At 66.1% G+C, this 18,128-nt stretch carries 18 protein-coding genes; 12 read left to right on the forward strand and 6 right to left on the reverse strand.

Features of this window, described 5'->3' with window-relative positions:
- On the reverse strand, nucleotides 1-505 hold a 505-nt coding region (locus tag NS3_RS29335), incomplete at its 3' end, for a hypothetical protein (protein ID WP_157101550.1).
- 570 nt (nucleotides 506-1,075) lie between these two features.
- Here NS3_RS29335 and NS3_RS26415 point away from each other — a divergent pair.
- From NS3_RS26415 to NS3_RS26430, 3 genes are all read left to right on the forward strand, one after another.
- Nucleotides 1,076-1,585, forward strand: a complete 510-nt coding sequence (locus NS3_RS26415) for a hypothetical protein (RefSeq protein WP_067865215.1) — start codon at nucleotides 1,076-1,078, stop codon at nucleotides 1,583-1,585.
- A gap of 900 nt (nucleotides 1,586-2,485) precedes the next feature.
- On the forward strand, nucleotides 2,486-3,877 hold the full coding sequence (locus tag NS3_RS26425) for an AAA domain-containing protein (protein ID WP_084495955.1): 1,392 nt from the start codon (nucleotides 2,486-2,488) through the stop codon (nucleotides 3,875-3,877).
- A complete protein-coding gene (locus tag NS3_RS26430; RefSeq protein ID WP_067865220.1) occupies nucleotides 3,859-5,052 on the forward strand; it encodes a hypothetical protein in 1,194 nt (397 codons plus the stop codon). The genes NS3_RS26425 and NS3_RS26430 overlap by 19 nt, the downstream gene beginning before the upstream one ends.
- Nucleotides 5,053-5,172: 120 nt before the next feature.
- On the opposite strand, the gene NS3_RS26435 is transcribed toward NS3_RS26430, so the two are convergent.
- Nucleotides 5,173-6,138 carry an alpha/beta hydrolase gene (locus tag NS3_RS26435; protein WP_067865221.1) on the reverse strand — a complete coding sequence of 322 codons (966 nt, stop codon included), beginning with the start codon at nucleotides 6,136-6,138 and terminating at the stop codon, nucleotides 5,173-5,175.
- A gap of 35 nt (nucleotides 6,139-6,173) precedes the next feature.
- Entirely contained in the window at nucleotides 6,174-6,491 is a 318-nt protein-coding gene (locus tag NS3_RS26440; protein ID WP_067865224.1) for a putative quinol monooxygenase, read from the reverse strand.
- Nucleotides 6,492-6,675: 184 nt separating this feature from the next.
- Here NS3_RS26440 and NS3_RS26445 point away from each other — a divergent pair, with 184 nt between their 5' ends.
- A complete protein-coding gene (locus NS3_RS26445; RefSeq protein ID WP_067865226.1) occupies nucleotides 6,676-7,560 on the forward strand; it encodes an AraC family transcriptional regulator in 885 nt (294 codons plus the stop codon).
- A gap of 127 nt (nucleotides 7,561-7,687) precedes the next feature.
- Here the strand turns inward: NS3_RS26445 and NS3_RS26450 are convergent, their stop codons facing one another.
- The gene (locus NS3_RS26450) at nucleotides 7,688-8,131 is read right to left on the reverse strand and encodes a nuclear transport factor 2 family protein (RefSeq protein ID WP_084495956.1); all 444 of its coding nucleotides are present in this window, start codon (nucleotides 8,129-8,131) and stop codon (nucleotides 7,688-7,690) included.
- Nucleotides 8,132-8,175: 44 nt separating this feature from the next.
- On the opposite strand from NS3_RS26450, the gene NS3_RS26455 reads away from it, so the two are divergent.
- Nucleotides 8,176-8,580: a MerR family transcriptional regulator gene (locus NS3_RS26455; protein WP_245649825.1), complete on the forward strand. Its 405-nt coding sequence runs from the start codon at nucleotides 8,176-8,178 to the stop codon at nucleotides 8,578-8,580.
- 158 nt (nucleotides 8,581-8,738) lie between these two features.
- Entirely contained in the window at nucleotides 8,739-8,975 is a 237-nt protein-coding gene (locus NS3_RS26460) for a DUF5652 family protein (protein ID WP_067865229.1), read from the forward strand.
- A gap of 40 nt (nucleotides 8,976-9,015) precedes the next feature.
- Here NS3_RS26460 and NS3_RS26465 read toward each other — a convergent pair whose 3' ends face one another.
- Complete coding sequence (locus NS3_RS26465; protein ID WP_067865233.1) at nucleotides 9,016-9,666, reverse strand: TetR/AcrR family transcriptional regulator; 651 nt, start codon at nucleotides 9,664-9,666, stop codon at nucleotides 9,016-9,018.
- A 68-nt stretch (nucleotides 9,667-9,734) separates the two neighbouring features.
- Between NS3_RS26465 and NS3_RS26470 the strand changes: the two genes are divergently transcribed.
- The 4 genes from NS3_RS26470 to NS3_RS26485 all read left to right on the forward strand — a co-directional run bounded on the left by NS3_RS26470 (nucleotide 9,735) and on the right by NS3_RS26485 (nucleotide 15,202).
- Entirely contained in the window at nucleotides 9,735-11,366 is a 1,632-nt protein-coding gene (locus tag NS3_RS26470) for a flavin-containing monooxygenase (RefSeq protein ID WP_067865237.1), read from the forward strand.
- On the forward strand, nucleotides 11,363-12,196 hold the full coding sequence (locus NS3_RS26475; RefSeq protein ID WP_067865240.1) for an SDR family NAD(P)-dependent oxidoreductase: 834 nt from the start codon (nucleotides 11,363-11,365) through the stop codon (nucleotides 12,194-12,196). The genes NS3_RS26470 and NS3_RS26475 overlap by 4 nt, the downstream gene beginning before the upstream one ends.
- A 207-nt stretch (nucleotides 12,197-12,403) precedes the next feature.
- Entirely contained in the window at nucleotides 12,404-13,318 is a 915-nt protein-coding gene (locus NS3_RS26480; protein WP_245649826.1) for an alpha/beta hydrolase, read from the forward strand.
- Nucleotides 13,319-13,408: 90 nt separating this feature from the next.
- Complete coding sequence (locus NS3_RS26485) at nucleotides 13,409-15,202, forward strand: AMP-dependent synthetase/ligase (protein WP_067865245.1); 1,794 nt, start codon at nucleotides 13,409-13,411, stop codon at nucleotides 15,200-15,202.
- Between the two features lie 70 nt (nucleotides 15,203-15,272).
- Here NS3_RS26485 and NS3_RS26490 read toward each other — a convergent pair whose 3' ends face one another.
- Nucleotides 15,273-15,689 (reverse strand): winged helix-turn-helix transcriptional regulator, encoded by a 417-nt coding sequence (locus tag NS3_RS26490; protein WP_067865247.1) that lies wholly within the window; start codon nucleotides 15,687-15,689, stop codon nucleotides 15,273-15,275.
- Nucleotides 15,690-15,787: 98 nt separating this feature from the next.
- Here NS3_RS26490 and NS3_RS26495 point away from each other — a divergent pair, with 98 nt between their 5' ends.
- Both NS3_RS26495 and NS3_RS26500 read left to right on the forward strand, forming a co-directional pair.
- Nucleotides 15,788-16,195: a RidA family protein gene (locus NS3_RS26495; RefSeq protein WP_067865250.1), complete on the forward strand. Its 408-nt coding sequence runs from the start codon at nucleotides 15,788-15,790 to the stop codon at nucleotides 16,193-16,195.
- Between the two features lie 114 nt (nucleotides 16,196-16,309).
- Entirely contained in the window at nucleotides 16,310-18,055 is a 1,746-nt protein-coding gene (locus NS3_RS26500) for a molybdopterin-dependent oxidoreductase (protein WP_067865253.1), read from the forward strand.
- Nucleotides 18,056-18,128: the final 73 nt, after the last annotated feature.

Genomic DNA, 18,128 nt, shown 5'->3' on the forward strand with positions numbered 1-18,128 from the left:
CCGCGAGCAAGTGCAAAAGCAACTGCGCGGGATTGCCGAGCGCGCCGAAAACGGAAAGCCGCTCGACCCGGGGATCTTGCAGAAGCAGCATGAGCGGTTGACCAAGAGGCTGGAGAGCATCAGGGAGGCCGAGCGCCGGAACGAGCGCGCTCTCCTGCGATCGCTGGGCGTGCAACTGAGCGACACTCCGATGCGCACGCTGGAACAGTTGAGAGAAGAGCAGCGCGAGCAGCGGCGTCAGAATGTGGTTCGCGGTCTCGAACAGATCGGACGCGAGGTCGAGCGTGGGCACTGGCGGGAGATCGCCGACCAGCACAACACGCGGGTGCACCAACTGGGCGTCGAGCACGTGAGATCGGTGGAACAGCGTTTTCACGGCCGAGAAGGAGCCGAGCGGGAAATCGCGATCGAGCAGGCCCGTCGCCAGGCCGAGCGGTTGCTGATCACGCCGGAGAAGGTCGCGGGCCTGGACCTGGAACGGTTCCGTGCCGTGCGCGACGGTCACGAAGCCGGATACAACTCACCGAACAAGACTCACACTTACCAGCGGTCCGGAATGCCCGCCGTCGAAGTCGAACACGACGCACCGGAGCGGCGCTTGGCCCGGATGGTGCACGATGTCGACCGCGGCTTGGCGGTGGACCAGGTCTTGATGCGAGAGGTGCTGGAGGTCAGCACTTTCGAACCGGCCACCGAGGCGGTGCGACGTGATGTGGACCATCGGCAATCATTGAGCCGAGGACGGCATCGAGCAGCCGAACGCGACCGGGAACGAGGAATCGATCGAGGGCCGGATCGCGGCCGATAGCCTTCGGCTCGAACCGCCACCATCATCGGCGAGCCCGGCGCCATCTACCGGCGACGATGCAGCTTCGGCGCACCTGGAGAACACAGGCTCGTTCGGCTCGGACGAAGGAGGGGAACAAGATGGACAGCGACGAACAGATGATTGTGGATCTTGGTGTGCCAGATCACTCGCGAGCGATGAAGCGCACGAACCCCTTCTCGCCTGAGGAAGCGTATGTAATCCGGACATGATCGGCACCACGCAGGAGACACCGATAGAAGGGAAATCGTGGCAGCCAACGAACAATTGGGCTTGGACTTCGAAGTTCAACGGACCGCCTGGGGTAACTGGGTCGATCCCGAACGGCGAACAGCGCAGGCACGGAAGTTCATGGACCGTGCGGCTATCGCTCGCATCCCGGCCACACCGTGGCCCGCGGGTTCGCCGGAGGTGCACAGGCTCGACGCCCTGGTCGCCGAACTATTTCCGGATATCGAGACGACCACGAAGCCCGAGAACGCGGATACGGTAGACGAGTTCATCTGTTTTGTCGGCGAATGCTATATCAAGTTCGCGCGTGCGCAGTGGTTCGACTTCGAATGGCGCGGCCGGGAGTACTCGTTCTACGACAGCGTCAACCCTGCACTTCGGTGGCTCGGAGACGATGACGAAGAAGAAGTCACGGCATGGGAGCTGATGGAGGGCGTCGCAGACCACGCCGACCTCGGAGACGGTTTCTCCCTACTCGCCGACGAGATACGGGAAGAGTACGACCGAATCGCGGCTTCGGCCAAGTAAGAGCTCCTGACGGGATCGGCCGGGCGGTGGCGAGTAACGCTGTAGTGCAGTATCTTTCGTTGTGACAGCACCGTGGATCTCTTATGGAGCTACGCTGCGAGCCCTCTCGTACTCCGATGCGGGACAGCGAATTTGACCTGTAGTTGAACCCAGCACACGGCGGGTGCTGGGTTCAGGCATCGCTAAACTATCCTGTGCCGCATACGAAATTCAGAGAAACGATGTCGAAAGACTCGTCGATTCCTTCGGTGCTCATTTTCCTTTTATATGCGCGGCCGGACAGTGAATCTGGATCGATTCTCTTGACATACAGGCGGCAGCCGTCCTCGAACTTGCCATCAGCGACCCAGTCGTACCGAGTAGGGCCATGCACCCGAGGTGCGGACGACATTTTCAAGTCTGGGGCCGAGACTCTCTGTACTACCTGCTCATCCGGCGGTCCTGTGTAGATGATCTCGATGGCGTTCTCGTCGAGACTGTATCTCTGGAGTTGTTCGTATCCGTGCACCGCGGTATCAGTGGCATGCCGGGAAATCGGTGAAGGCTGAGAGAATAGCACGAAGAGCACAATACCTGCCGCAGCAGCTGTTGATACAACAACAAGGACAATCTTGCCTTGTTTGGAGACAGGTATTAGCGGCAATTGTACGCTCCGTCCATCAGGTCTGTCGCAATCTTCCAGTTTTCGTTTGTCATATTGATGTACTTTTGCCCCTCGGGCCCGACGGCCTGCAACTTATTATAGTCCGCCAAGAAGCCTTCTGCGTTGTAGGACAGTGCAAGGTACTCGTTCAGAGATAGCTGCTCGACAATTTTTTCGTTTGCGTCTGATGCCCACTCGGAATTAAGTCTGCTCAACGTGAAGGCAGCAGCCTTGATCGCTAGCGACCAGCCCGCACCGTGGCCGCACACGAGGCGCAACTGGTGGTCATCGATACCTCACGCCTGGCTGCGCCCGTGGCTCGCCGAGGAGGAAGCGCATCCCGGTACAACCTGCAACACGCGCAACTCGCGGCCAATGTGGTGGCGCAGACGCTGCGCGATGCCGTCGAGCCCGCGAGCATGGGGCTGATCAGCCCGTTCGCCTCCCAAGCCCGTCTCCTGCAAGCATTCGCTCCCTCCGACGACGACCGCGTTCTCGCCTCCACGGTGCACCGCTTCCAGGGTGCGGAGACCGATGTGGTGCTCTACGACGCTGTCGACAGCACCGGCAGTTCGTTGAAGCCGCATCGCTGGTTCACCGAAACGGCCATGGGCAGCGAGGGTGCGAGACTGCTCAACGTCGCGATGAGCCGCGCGCGGGAACAGGCGATCCTGCTCGCCGACATGGCATTCCTGCGCCGCCATTGCCCGGCGCGCACGCCGGTCCGCACCTTCTTCTCGCACCTGGCCGAGTACGGTGACATCCGCCAATGGAAAGACATCGTCTCAGCGGAAGGACCGACCTCGCTCGAGGCCGATGCGAACCAACTGCTGGACGACATCGGCCACGCTGTCACCGGCATCGACATCTCCACGGCCGCCACCGGCGGACCGCTGACCCGCCCGATCGCCGAGATCTTGGGCGACACCCCGGAACAGGTGAAGATCTCGCTCTGGTACCGGCCCGACGACCGCTGCGCCGACACCCTCGAGCGTCCACTGCGTCACCACCACACCATGCTGCATCCGATGCGGCCGGTGCAGGAGTCCTGCGTGGTGGTCGATTCGATCGTGTGGTCGGCGAGCGGCCCTATCCTCGGCCGCGACCCGGCGTCCTGCTGCGCACAGACCACGCCCCATTGGCGGACGCACTACGTCGGCAACTGCTCAGGCGGACGGTCGCCGGAGTGCCCGGCACCGGAGAGCACGCGGAGCAATGCGCCTGCGGGAGCCTGCGGACGAGAGAACAGGTCCTCGGCGGTCCCCGCGCCGGCGTGCACAGTTTGTGCCGAACCTGCCGGATCCGCTGAGAATTTGCGGCTACGCGATCCCATCGAAGCGCCGCCTTCTTCATGGTTGAATGTGCCATGGCCTGTGGAGGACATCGACCTGATTTCCAAACGGAACCGCTCCAATCCTGCACTGTTCTGCGTTCTGGTCGTTCCCCGCGAAGTCGGCCACTGGCTCCATCTGACAACGGACGGGCTGCTCGCTCGTAGTCATATGTACTGGCAGTGGGGGCATACGTTACCGCCGGTCAAAGATGGCCAGCAGTCACAAACTGTGCATATTTCGAAATCCAACCTGCTCACGCCCAAGGTGATGCTCGAGTTGATGGAGGAGGCGAGCAAATGGCAGCCGCAAATCTAGCCGATCCGATCGGGCAGTACGGCGACATACTCACCCCGGCCAATATCGCGCAATTCCTCGCAACTCGCGATTGGACGTGCAGGACGGACCGCAAGGTGGATCAGGTCTGGGTGTTGGACGAGAGCGGCGGAGGTCGCCCTGTCTCGGTTCTCTTGCCGCGCACGCCGTCGTTCGTCGATTACGCCAAGCGTATGACGGAAGCGATCGAGACGATCTCGAAGACCTACGACTGGGGTCTGCCCGAGCTGGCCGAGAAGGTTGCATCCATCCGCGCGGATCTCTTCTATATCCGTGTGGACCAGAGGTTCGATGACGGCACTATTCCGCTGCGACAGGCCAGCTCGCTGTTGGACAGCATCGACCAGATAGTACGTGCCGCAGCGATAGCGGCCCACAATCCGCAGGCCACAGGACGGGGCCGGATTCCGGATACGGTGACCGAATTCCTCAACGAGGACGTTCGGATGGGGCATACCAAGAAGGGAAGCTTCATCGTCACTGTGGCGGCCCGAATCGGTGAGGACGATGTTCCGGAGGGTTCCGGTGAAGTCGGTACGAGGGAGCCGGTGCCCAGCTTCGCCCGGCGGACGATGACGGCACTTGCCCGGAGCCTGGATACGACCCGTCGATATGCAGCGAGCCGTGAACAGTTCGAGGGAATCGGCGACGCCGTCGAACAAGGTCTGAAGCTGCAGGTGGTGCAGGCGCTCCAGGACATCGGCGGTAGCGAAGGCATCCGCTCACTCGATCTCTCCTTCGAATGGGCGCCCGCCGAACCGCAGCACATGCCCGTTCCGGATCATGTTTCTCTCGACCGGAGCCTGATCGACCAACTTCCGGAGATCGAACGCCGATTGGTGCGGCGAACCGAGCCCGAAAGAATCACGGTGGTCGGCCCGGTCAAGGAACTGCGACGATACGACGAAGGAACCGGCACCGAGGAGGAGAGCGGCGGAGAGATCGTCGTTCATGCCGAAGTCACGGGCAGGATACGACGAGTGACAGTTCCGCTCGGGGCCTCCGATATGGGCCTGGCAATCATCGCTTTTCGTGATCGGTTGCCGTTCACGGTGTCCGGCAAGATCGTCAAGCGAGGCAACACATGGCGCCTGGACGAGCCGATCGAAGTCGACAGATCCTTCCTCGAGTTCCATTCGAGGCGGCCGAACCGGTGAGTTCGTGAGGTCAACGGGCTCGAGTGCCGTTGACCTGCCGGTCCGGATCGGTGCGCACGGCATCGGTCTCCACCCATCCAGCGCCCTCTCCCCGCTCTGCGCCGAATACGGTTTCGCGGATCACCTATCTCTGTCGGACGCGGACAGGATCCGGATGAGCCACTCGGTCCGCGCTCGCCGGGCGGCGGCGGACAGGCAGGCTTGCGGGAACAACGCGTCGAAGCCGTGGAATCCGCCCGCCCAGAGATGCAGTTCGGCGTGACCGCCGGCTGCCCAGATGCGGGTGGCGTAATCGACGTCCTCGTCGCGGAAGACTTCCGCGGAGCCGGCATCGATGTAGGCGGGCGGGAGGCCGGACAGGTCGTCGGCTCGGCTGGGCGAGATGTAGGCGGGGATTCGGTCGTCGGGCAGGCCGGTCAGGATGGCGTTCCAAGCGAACTCGTTGGTCTCACCGGTCCAGACGGTGGGCCGGCCCGAGTACTGCCGGCTGGAGGTGCTGGTGTTGCGATGGTCGAGCATCGGGCAGCTCAGGATCTGCGCGGCGATCGCGGGCCCGCCGAGGTCGCGGGCCATCAGGGCCACACCGGCGGCGAGACCGCCTCCCGCGCTGGTGCCCGCGACCACGATGCGATCGGGGTCGATGCCGAGTTCGTCGGCATGGTCGGCGATCCAGCGCAGGCCGCGGTAGCAGTCCTGGACGGGGGTGCTACCGCCGTGCTCGGGGGCGAGGCGGTAGTCGACGGTGACGACGACCGCACCGATCGCGTCGAGCCATTCCAGCGGAATGTCCAACTGGGAGAGACGGTCTCCCATGATCATGCCGCCACCGTGCATCCAGTAGACGCAGGGCGCCGCGGCGACGGGTTGCGCCGGCGTCAGGACGGTCATCGGGATGCCGGTGTCGTCGGCGGGCACGGTGACTTCGCGGCGCTCGACCGCGCGGCCCATGAGCACGGCTTCCAGCGGTGGCGTCGGGATCTGCCGGAGTTGGAGGAGGATCTCCGGTGTGATCCGCGGGATAAGCGGGAAATCGGTGAGCAGCGCGCCGAGTTCGGGATCGAGGGCGGGGCGGGCGACGGTCGACATATTCAGTTCCTCTGTGCTGTGATGAGATTCGGAGATCAGAAGGTGGCTTTTCCGCCCACGGGGATGTAGTCGGTGTAGGGGCTTTCGCCGGTGACGAGCTGTTGAACTTCGGCGACGATCGCTTGCGCGGCCTCACCGGCGAAGAGCCGGTGATGATCCGCCTCGCTGGTCCAGCCTTCGGTGACGTGGACGACGTCGGGATCGGACGCGGATCGGCAGACCAGATAGACCAGGCAATGCTCGCTGGAGGCGGGGTTGCCGTCGTCCATGCCGGTCAGCAGCAGATCGACCAACTGGTCGGCCTTCCCCGGCTTGGCGGTCAGGAGTGCGTTGAATCCGTAGCCGACAGTCATGGCGTGCTCCTCGATGATTGGAGTGATAATCCCGATCAACCTCGATCAGGTACTCGATCAGGTTCTTTCGGTGTATTCATCTTTGCGCTCTAAAGTGCGCGGATAGTAGAAAGAACCTCTTTTGTTCTTGCCTGATCCTCTCGCGGTGAGCACTATCGGTTCGACGCTGTGATGCAATCGGCCTATGAGCTTCGACGAACTCCGGACTCTGCTGGCCAGGCATGCGCGGCCGGATCAGACGACCGCGATCGACGGCCTGCACATAGCGAAGGTCGAGACTTCGGGTCCGCCCGCGACGGAGATGTCGGGCACCGTGCTGGCGGTTCTGGCCCAGGGGGCCAAACGCCTCGCCGCAGGCAACCAGGTGCACGAGTACCGGCCGGGCGACTACCTGGTCACCTCGATCGACCTGCCGGTCACCGGCTCATTCCTCGGCGCGACCCCCGAGGCGCCTGCGCTCGGGTTCGCGCTCGTCCTGAATCCGTCGGCCATCGCCGACCTGCTTCTGGACCTCGCCCCAGGCGACCTGCCCCGCACGCACCACAAACCGGCGCCCGCCATCACGGTCGGAGCCCTGACCGAAGAACTCCTCGATGCCGCCGTCCGTCTGCTCCGACTGCTCGACCACCCCCGCGACCAGGCGGTGCTGGCACCGATGATCAAGCGAGAGATCCTGTGGCGCCTGCTCACCGGCTCGCAGGGCGAGACTGTTCGCCAACTCGGCTCGGCCGAGAGCGGTCTGCACCACATCGCACGCGCGGTCCGCTGGATTCGCGATCACTACGCCGAACCATTCCGCGTCGCCGACCTTGCCGGGATGTCCGGCATGAGCCCGTCGGCCTTCTACCGCAATTTTCAAATCGTCACCGCGCAGAGCCCGATCCAGTTCCAGAAGCATCTCCGCCTCCGACAGGCCCGTTTGCTCCTGCTCTCGAACACCCAGGACGTCACCACCGTCGCCCACCGCGTGGGTTATGAGAGCGCTTCCCAATTCAGCCGCGAATACCGCCGCATGTACGGCTCCACGCCGCGCGCCACCGCCACCCACGACCCGGTGCCCGCCGCATAGATCGCCGACTTCTTCGTAATGGTGAGCCGCTGTCCGAATGCCGTCACCGGATGACCCGTCGGCTCCGGACGCCGGGCGCTCGGGGATAGGTCGCTGAATTGATCGCATCCAACCTCCGGGCCGGCATCTAGTCGAAGAAGCCGTAGATCTTGCTGATTCGGCCCCGCTCGATCACCACGACATCCGCGCCCGTGGCTGTCGACGGGCCGTCGGCCGGGCCGAAGCTCCATCCGAAGTGCGCGACATCATGGTGGTTGCGCACCGCACCGAGGACGAAGACGGAGTCGGGGAACTGGCCCTGCCAGCCCGCGACATAGGTGTCGATCGCCGACCTGCCCTGAGCCGAGGTGTTGGGGTCGGCGTAGTACGCGTCGGGGGTGAAGACGTCGGCGCCGATCGACTGTCTGGTGTGCGGGTTCCGCTCGTTCCACACCGAGATATACGCCGCCACCAGATCGACGACGGCGCCGCCGCTCTCCTCGACCAGGTGGGCCGTTCCGGCCGCGGGAGTGGCGAGCGCCGCGTCGTCCGGGCCGATGATCGTCACGTCGAAATCCGAGGGGGAAGCCATAGCACCATGGTGAACGTTGACACCGGTATGAAGGTCAAGGAGCAATGGTGCATATCGGAGAGCTGAGCCGTCGTAGTGGAGTCAAGGCCCACCAGCTGCGGTACTACGAAGCACAAGGACTGCTGGAGCCGGACCGCACCACGGCCGGATACCGTGTGTACGACCAGTCGGATGTCGTGAAGGTGAAGCAGATTCGGCACCTCCTCGATGCCGGACTGTCGACCGAGGACATCGCCTACCTACTGCCGTGCGCGATCGGAGAAACCCCCGAACTCGTCGGCTGCCCCGAGCTGCTGACAGCCATGCGGACCCGGCTGCGTCGCTTGGACGAACAGATGGACACGCTGACCCGCTCCCGCGAGGCGCTGACGCGCTATATCGACGAAGCCGCGCGAATCGGCGGCGAGACCTATGGCCCCTTCGGTGCGACCGCCCCGGCTCCGGCCTGACTGAGCAAGCCCCGCCTGGTTCCGCCCGGGAATCGCCGGGACAAGTCCTGTCCGGACGACACTCCGAGCCGGACAGTTCGCCCACCGCTGCCGGAAGCTCGGGCGCGTATCGGCAAGAATGGCGACGACGCCGCAACTGTTCGAGAAAAGAGGTCACCGTGGCGAAGCGGAAGTGGAAAGACCTGAGCGTTCGTAGCCGCAGGCTGATCGTGGTCACAACGGTGCTCGAAGCAATACTGAAGATCGCGGCACTGGTGGATATCGCTCGCCGTCCGGAGGCGGAGATTCGCGGCTCCAAGCGGAAGTGGGCGACGGCGGTCGTGCTGGTGAACTCGGTGGGCGCCGTGCCGCTCGCCTACTTCCTGTTCGGCCGTCGGCCGTCGAGCAAAGGCTGACGATCTCATCGGTGCGGCAGGCGTCGCGCGGATACGCCGATCAGCCGATGGTGGGCGCCGCGGCGCCAAGAGCCTCGGCGAGAGCGGGTTCCAACGAGCCCGCCAGGCTGATCAGCGAGTCGACCAGCAGGTCGACCAGTTCATCGCGGGTGACGGGCTCGGTGCGCAGCCAGGTGAGGGTGGTCTCCTCGACGAAGGCGATCCAGCCCCGCATCCCGAGCAGGAGCCGGGGGCGGTTTTCCTCGGCGACGGGGACCGGCAATTCGGTCAGCAGCAGTTCGACGACGGCGGCGCGGGTGGCGTCGACCAGCGGGCCCAATTCGGGGTCGACGCTGGTGGGTCCGCGCAGCAGGGCCAGGTACGAGCTGCGGTTCTCGGAGACGTATTCGATGTAGCGGGCGATGGAATCGCGCACCATCTCGGGGATGGACAGGGCGCGGTCGGGGGTGAGGCGGGCCAGGAGTTCGGCGTTGGCGTGGCCGACGACGGCGCGCTGGAAGTCCCGCTTGGTGGGGAAATAGTGGAAGAGCAGGCCCCGGGAGATGCCGGCTTCGGTGGCGATCTCGCTGATCGAGATCTCCTCGATCGTCCGTTCGCCGAGCATCTTCGCGCCCAACGCGATCAGTTGGCTACGCCGTTCGTCCGGGCTGAGCCGGATCCTTTTGGCCCTGTCGCCGGATTGCACGCTCACGCGATCATCTTACTGAACGTCGCTCAATACTGTTGACTCACGCTCAGTAGCGCCGTAATCTGCATTACATGAGTCGCAAGGTTACAGACAATGCCGTCGTGACAGACACTGCCGTCGAGCCGATCGCAGCCGTCGATGACCGACCGCGCACGCCCCGGCATGTCAAGACGATCATCATCGGCAGCGGATTCGCCGGCCTCGGCCTGGCGATCAAGCTGAAGCAGCAGGGCCGGACCGATTATCTGGTCCTCGAGCGCGGCAGCGACGTCGGCGGCACCTGGCGCGACAACACCTACCCCGGCGCGGCCTGCGACGTGCCCTCGCACCTGTACTCGTACTCCTTCGCGCTCAACCCGAACTGGTCGCGCTCGTTCTCCCGGCAGGGCGAGATCCAGTCCTACATCCGCTCGGTCGCCGAGAAGTACGACGTGCTCGACAAGCACCTGTTCGACTGCGACGTCACCGGCGCGCGCTGGAACGCCGACACCGCCCGGTGGGAGATCACCTCCAACCGCGGCGACTTCACCGCCGATACCGTGGTCTCGGCGGTCGGCGCGCTGTGCGAGCCGAATCTGCCCGATATCAAGGGCATCAACAGCTTCGAAGGCGAGATCTTCCATTCCGCGCGCTGGAACCACGACGCCGTGCTCGACGGCAAGCGGGTCGCGGTCATCGGCACCGGCGCCTCGGCGATCCAGATCGTGCCCTCCATCGCGCCGCGCGTCGCGCATCTGGACCTCTACCAGCGCACCGCGCCGTGGCTGCTGCCGCGCTTCGACCGGCCCTACACGCTGCCGGAACGGCTGGCGTTCAAGCACATTCCCGGCGTGCAGCGGCTCTCGCGCGCGGCGATCTACGCGGCGCGTGAGACCCAGGTGGTGGGCTTGGCCAAGTTCCCCGCGCTGATGCAGGGCTTCGAACTGCTGTCGAAAGCCAAGTTGCGGATGGAGATCCGGGATCCGGAGCTGCGCCGCAAGGTCACTCCGAACTACCGCATCGGCTGCAAGCGCATGCTGATCTCCAACGACTACTACCCGGCGCTGGACCGCGACAACGTCGATGTGATCACCGAGGGCATCAAGGAGATCCGGCCGCACTCGATCGTCACCGCCGACGGCACCGAACGCGAGATCGACGCCCTGATCGTGGCGACCGGCTTCCACGTCACCGACTCCCCCACCTACGAGACCGTCGTCGGCAAGGACGGGCGCACGCTCAGCGAGGTCTTCGACGACATCGGCCAGCAGGGCTACAAGGGTTCGGCCATCGCCAACTTCCCCAACATGTTCTTCCTGCTCGGCCCGAACGTCGGGCTCGGCCACACCTCAATGGTGTACATGATCGAATCGCAGATCAATTACATCGCCGACGCGCTGGCCACCGTCGACCGTCTCGGGCTGCGCACGGTGGAGGTGCGCCGGGAAGCGCAGGACCAGTACAACAGGGAGCTCCAGAGCAAGCTGGGCGCCTCGGTCTGGAACACCGGCGGCTGCGCCAGCTGGTACCTGGACAAGCACGGCAACAACACCACGTTGTGGCCCGATTTCACCTTCCGTTTCCGCAATATCACCAGGCGCTTCGACATGACGGCTTACCTGACGAGCGCCGCTGACCCGAAGAGCACCACCGCGACGCCGAGCACTGCTTCGAAGCCGGAGCCGGTCGCCGCGTCCGCCGATCCGAAAGTTGTCCAGCCATGAGTAACAAAGACGCCTACTTCCGCAACAAGGTCTGTGTCATCACCGGCGCGGGCTCCGGCATCGGCCGCGCGCTGGCCGAGGCACTGGCGAGCAAGGGCGCGAAACTGGCGCTCTCCGATGTCGATGTCGAGGGACTGGCCGAGACCGTGAAGCGCTGCCAGGGCTATGGCGCGCAGGTGAAGTCGGATCGGCTCGACGTGACCGAGCGCGAGAACGTCCTGCTCTACGCCGACGCGGTGAAGGAGCACTTCGGTGTGGTGCATCAGGTCTACAACAACGCCGGCATCGCCTTCCACGGCGAGGTGACCCGGACCGAGTTCAAAGACATCGAACGCGTCATGGACGTCGACTTCTGGGGCGTCGTCAACGGCACCAAGGCGTTCCTGCCGATGCTCATCGAGTCCGGCGACGGTCACGTGATCAACGTGTCGAGCCTTTTCGGCCTGATCGCGGTGCCCGGCCAGGCCGCCTACAACTCGGCCAAGTTCGCGGTACGCGGATTCACCGAGGCACTGCGCCAGGAGATGCTCATCGCCAAGTCGCCGGTCAAGGTGACCTGTGTGCATCCGGGCGGCATCAAGACCGCCGTGGCCCGCAACGCCACCTACGCCGAGGGCATCGACGCGCGCGCCACCGCCGCGCAGTTCGACAAGAAGATGGCGATCCACACCCCGGAGATGGCGGCCGAGACGATCCTGAACGGCGTGGCCCGTGGTGAGGGCCGAGTGCTGATCGGCTGGGAAGCCAAGCTGCTCGACCTGTTCGTGCGCGTCACCGCCTCCGGGTATCAGCGCATCGCCGCCATGGTGTCCGGTCGCTTCCTGCCCTGAGCGACCGGTTCGCCCGTCCCGCCCGCACTCGACCGCCGGGCTCGGCCTGATCGCCGAGCCCGGCGTCGCCGCGACCTGCCCGCGCCGAACCGCGCGAATTCACCAGCGCCCAGTCGTCGGCCGCGCATCATCGCATCGGGCTGCACGAGATCGGCGAACCCGTGCACATCACCCTCTTACTTCCCCCGTACGAACGGAGCCAGACCTGTGCGTGATCTCGATATTCCGCTGCCCGTAATGCGGGCGGTGCTGTCCCCGCTGTACCGGGTGCTGATGCACCACCGGATGCCCCTCACCGCGCAGCGCGCGATCAGTGACGTCGTCGCGCGCGTCCAGTTCGTGCCGGCGAACACCACGGTCACGCCGCTGCGGCTGGGCGGCCGACCGGCGGAACGGCTGACCGCGGGCACGTCGGCCCCGGAGACCGCCGTGCTCTACCTGCACGGCGGCGGCTACACCATCGGCTCGCTGACCACCCACCGCTCGCTGGCCGCGCGCCTGGCCCACGAGACCGGCGCGGCGGTCTACCAGCTCGACTACCGGCTCGCGCCCGAACACCCCTACCCCGCAGCGCTCGACGACGCCACGGCGGCCTTCGACGACCTCCTCGAAGCCGGGTACTCCCCGGAGCGGATCGCCGTCGCCGGTGACTCGGCCGGTGGCGGGCTGAGTCTGGCGACCGCGCAGCGCCTGATCGCCCAGCGCGGGGTGGCGCCGGGCGCGCTCGGGCTGATCGCGCCGTGGGTGGATCCGGCCGGACCCGTCACGGGAGACCGCGATCTGGTGGTGAACCGGTGGTGGTCGAACCGGTGCGCCGCCGACTACCTCGGCGCGGGCGATCCGCAGGCCACCGGCTACGCACCGCTGCACGGCCCGATGGCCGGATTACCACCGAGCTACGTTCAAGCGGATACCGGTGAATTGCTGTATAAGCAGTGCGTAGAGTTGGTATCGGCACTGCGTGAAGCCGGCGTGAGCGTACGGTTCAGCGAAACTGACGGGCTGTGGCATGTCGCCCAGCTACAGGCTTCGCTGACCATACCCGCGGCGGCTGCTGTGCGCGAACTGTCGGCGTTCCTTCGGGCGGCACTGCAACCGGTGAGCACACGCGACCTCGGTTGATCCGTCGAGCCGGATTGCGGCGGCCGGGCAGACACCACGCGGCGAGGTGTCGTAGATTACTTGCGAGTTAACTAACGTGGAAGGGCACTGATGCGAGAGTTCGAAGTCCCGGCTTCCTACACAATTCCGGATGACGCGAACAATTCCGACAACGTCTTCCGCCATGCCGAACAGTCGCCGAACGCCGTGCTGTTCAAGGTGCCGAATGGCGAGAACAGCTGGTCGGATGTCACCGCGGCGCAGTTCGCGACCGCCGTGACCGGTGTGGCCAAGGGTCTGATCGCCGCGGGCATCGAACTGGGCGACCGGGTGGCTATCATGGCCCCCACCCGCTACGAGTGGGCGTTGCTCGACTTCGCGATCTGGGCCGCGGGCGGCTGCACCGTCGCGATCTACGACAGTTCCTCCGCCGAGCAGGCCAAGTGGATCCTGCAGGACTCGGCGACCAAGCTGCTGGTCCTCGACAACGACAACCACCGCGCGGTGATCGACGAGATCGAGGAGGGCGCGCTGCCCGCGCTGACCGAGACCCTCCAGTTCGACAAGGGCGCCATCGAGGCGCTGACCGAACGCGGCAAGGATCTCGACGACGCGCTGGTGCACGAACGCCGCAAGCAGGTAGGCGCGAGCTCGCCCGCCACCCTGATCTACACCTCGGGCACCACCGGTCGCCCCAAGGGCGTCATGCTCACCCACGCGAACCTGTGGGCGGAGTCCACGGCCGATCAGCACGCGTTGGAGGAGTTCGTCACCGAGGGCAAGAAGACCCTGATGTTCCTGCCGCTGGCGCACGTGTTCGCCCGCGCGGTGGCGCTGGCCGCCTTCGACGCGAAGGTCGTGGTCGCGCACTCGTCCGACTGGACCACGCTGGTCGATCAGTTCGGCGCCTTCAAGCCGGACTTCATCCTCTCGGTGCCGCGCGTGTTCGAGAAGGTGTTCAACGCCTCCAAGCAGAAAGCGCACGACGGCGGCAAGGGCAAGATCTTCGACGCCGCCGCGGCGACCGCCATCGCCTACAGCGAGTCGCTCGACGCCGGTGGCCCGAGCCTGGGCCTCAAGCTCAAGCACGCGCTGTTCGACAAGCTGGTCTACAGCAAGCTCAAGGCCGCACTCGGCGGGCAGTGCCAGGCCGCGGTGTCCGGTGGCGGCCCGCTGGGCGCGCGCCTGGGCCACTTCTTCCGCGGCGCCGGCGTGACGATCTACGAAGGCTACGGCCTGACCGAGACCACCGCCGCGGTCAGCGTGAACACCGTCGATCACATCCGGGTCGGCTCGGTGGGCCGTCCGCTCCCGGGCCATGCCGCCAAGGTCGCCGAGGACGGCGAGCTGCTGCTGCGCGGACCGGTGGTATTCAGCGGCTACTGGGGCAACCAGGAGGCCACCGACGAAGCCTTCGTCGACGGCTGGTTCAAGACCGGCGACCTCGGCGCGATCGACGAGGACGGGTTCATCACGATCACCGGCCGCAAGAAGGAGATCATCGTCACCGCGGGCGGCAAGAACGTCTCCCCCGCGCTGCTCGAGGACTCGTTGCGGGCCCACCCGCTGATCAGCCAGGTGATGGTGGTCGGTGACGGTCAGCCGTTCATCGGCGCGCTCATCACCCTCGATCCGGAGGCGCTGCCCGGCTGGAAGGAACGCCATCAGCTCGGCGAGGACGTCTCGCTCGAGCAGATCGTCGAGCATCCCGAGATGATCGCCGAGATCAAGGCCGCGATCGACGAGACCAACAGGCTGGTCTCCAAGGCCGAGCAGATCAAGAAGCACTCGATCCTGACCGTCGACTGGACGCAGGAGACCGGCGAACTCACTCCGAAGATGTCGCTCAAGCGCAATGTCGTGATGAAGCAGTACGCGGCCGAAGTGGACAAGATCTACAGCTAGTCGCCTCTCGGGCGGGCACGGCGCCGTCGGTGGATTCGTTCCGCCGGCGGCGCTTTCGCGTGCTCCGGGGTCATTCGTCGAAGCGGCGGCGGGCGTCTTCGATGTCGGTGAGGAAACGCTGCGTCCAGTCGCACATGGTGTCCACGGTGGCCCGCAGGGCACGGCCGGGTTCGGTGAGCCGGTAGTCGACGCGGGGCGGGACGACGGAGTGGACGGTCCGCTCGACCAAGCCGTTGCGTTCCATCATGCGCAGATTCTGGGTGAGCATCTTGTGGCTGATGCCGTCCACGCGGTTGCGCAGTTCGGTGAAGCGCAGGGTGTCCTCGCCGATCGTCTCCACGATCAGCAGCGTCCACTTGTTGGCGATGTCGGAGAAGATCTCGCGAGCGAGCGAATCCGCGCGCGAGAGGTCGGACTGATCGAGCGGGTCTGCGTCGCCGGTCACATCCGCGGAGTCGGCCGGGGGCTTGAACTGCTTGGTCACCATGGGGTTCCTCGGTTACGGAAAAGTGCGTTCTTCCAGGTCGCCGTCCACTCTCCTACGGTTACCGAGTAACCGCAAGTGACCGAAGGAGTGCGAGAAGAATGTCCATCACACTGGTGAACCCCGACGCCCTGCCGAAGGTCGACGCCTATCGTCAGGTGTCGGTCGCGACCGGGTCGAAGCTGATCTTCGTCGCCGGGCAGGTCTCGGTCGACGCCGAGGGCGCCACCGTCGGGGCGGGCGATCTGGCGGCGCAGGTCGAGCAGAGCTATCTCAATGTCGCCACCGCGCTGGCCGCGGCGGGCGCGGGCATCGCCGATCTGGCGAAGGTGACCGTCTACGTGGTCGATTGGACGCCGGACAAGATGGCGCAGTTCGCCGAGGGCATCGCCCGCGCCGCCGCGAAGTTCGGGGTGGCGCCCGTTCCACCCGGCACCTTGATCGGTGTCGCCGCGTTGGCCGATCCGGCGTATCTGGTCGAGATCGAGGCGACCGCCGTTCTCGACTGAACACCCTTCCCCCGACCGGCACCGTGCTCGTTCGGTTGTCCGGCGCTCGGCCGGTCGCAGGCCTCGACCGTTCACGCGGCGGCCGGATCGGCGATCCGGCAGTAGGCTCGCGGCATGGCGCTGGTGCGATGGCGGGTCGCGGCCGGACTGGTGAGCGCGATCGTCGTCCTCGGCATCGCCGAACTCGTCGCGGCCGTCGTCCGGCCCGGCAGTTCTCCGCCGTACGTACTCGGCGCGGCGGTGGTCGACCACACGCCGGAAGGTCTGCGCGAGTGGGCGATCCAGACCTTCGGCACGGCCGACAAGGCCGTGCTGTTCGTATGCATGGCGCTGGTGGCCCTCGCCGTGGCCGGGCTCGCCGGCGCGCTGGAACGCACGCATCGCGCCATCGGGACCGCGCTGTTCGCCGTGTTCGCGGTGGCGGCAACGCTGCTCGCCGTCGGTCGGCACGGCGCGCCCGGCGCGTTCGCGACACTGCTCGGCACGGCGGCCGGAATCTGGGCGCTGCGCAGCCTCACCCGGCGCATCGACGATGCCACGCGGGTGAATTCTCCTGCGCCGGAGGTCGGCAGCGCGGCTGTCGGTGGCACGGCTGTCGGTGGCACGGTCATCGGTGCCGATCCATCCGACTCCGTCCTCCGTGGCGGCCCCCGGACCGCCGGCAACGGCCCCGCCCCAGGCACAGGTTCGGGCTTGGGCACGAGCACGAGCTCGAGCGCAGGCGCGGACAGGGGTACGGGCACGGCCGGCGGGTCCGGGGCGGAGGAGGACGGGGTGCTCGCGCCGGGCGGATCGATCCGGCGAGAACTGTTGCGCGGCATGGCGATTGCCGGTGGCGCCGCGGTCGCGGCCGGGCTGGCGGGCCACCGGCTGGGCGGCTGGCGGGCCGGGGTGGGCCCCGAGCGGGCGGCGATCCGGTTGCCGGAGACGAGCGGGCCGCCGATCTCGCTCGCGCCGGGAGCCGATCTGGAGGTACCGGGGTTGTCGCCGTTCGTGACGTCCAACGCCGATTTCTACCGGATCGACACGGCGTTGATCGTGCCGCAGGTGTCCGTCGAGGACTGGTCGCTGCGGATCCACGGCATGGTGGAGCGGGAGATTCGCATCGGATGGGAAGAGCTGGCCGAGCGCACGGCGATCGAGCGGCTGATCACGCTGGCGTGCGTGTCCAATCCGGTGGGCGGCGACCTGATCGGCAACGCGCTGTGGCGCGGCTACCGGCTCGACGAGCTGCTCGCCGAGGCGGGCCCGCTGCCCGAGGCGGATATGGTGCTCTCGCGCAGCAAGGACGGCTGGACGGCGGGCAGTCCGCTGGCGGTGCTCACCGATGGGCGCGACGCCATGCTCGCCGTGGGGATGAACGGCGAGCCGCTGCCGATCGACCACGGCTATCCGGCCCGGCTGGTGGTGCCCGGCCTCTACGGCTATGTGTCGGCGACGAAATGGGTGACCGACCTCGAGATCACCCGCTTCGATCGGGCCACCGCCTATTGGACACGGCGCGGCTGGTCGGAGCGCGGCCCGATCAAGACCGGCACCCGGATCGATACGCCGGGGTGGAAAGCGAAACTGTCGGCCGGACGCATCCCGGTGGCCGGGGTGGCCTGGGCGCAGCATCGGGGCATCAGCGCGGTGGAAGTCCAGGTCGACGACGGCCCGTGGGAGCAGGCGCGGCTGTCCACCGAGCAGTCCATCGACACCTGGAGGCAGTGGGTCTTCGACTGGGAGGCCACACCCGGCCCGCACACCCTGCGCGCCCGGGCCACCGACGGGACCGGCGAGACCCAGACGAGCGAATTCGCGGGGTCGGTGCCCGACGGCGCGACGGGCTATCCGAGCGTGTCGCTCCGGGTCGAGTGAGCGGACAACGGCAGGCGCGGCGGCGCGCGTAGAGGCGACGGGAACTCGCGGCGTCCGGACAAGCGCATGACGG

Source organism: Nocardia shimofusensis NBRC 100134 (assembly GCF_001613125.1).
Taxonomy (GTDB): Bacteria; Actinomycetota; Actinomycetes; order Mycobacteriales; family Mycobacteriaceae; genus Nocardia; species Nocardia shimofusensis.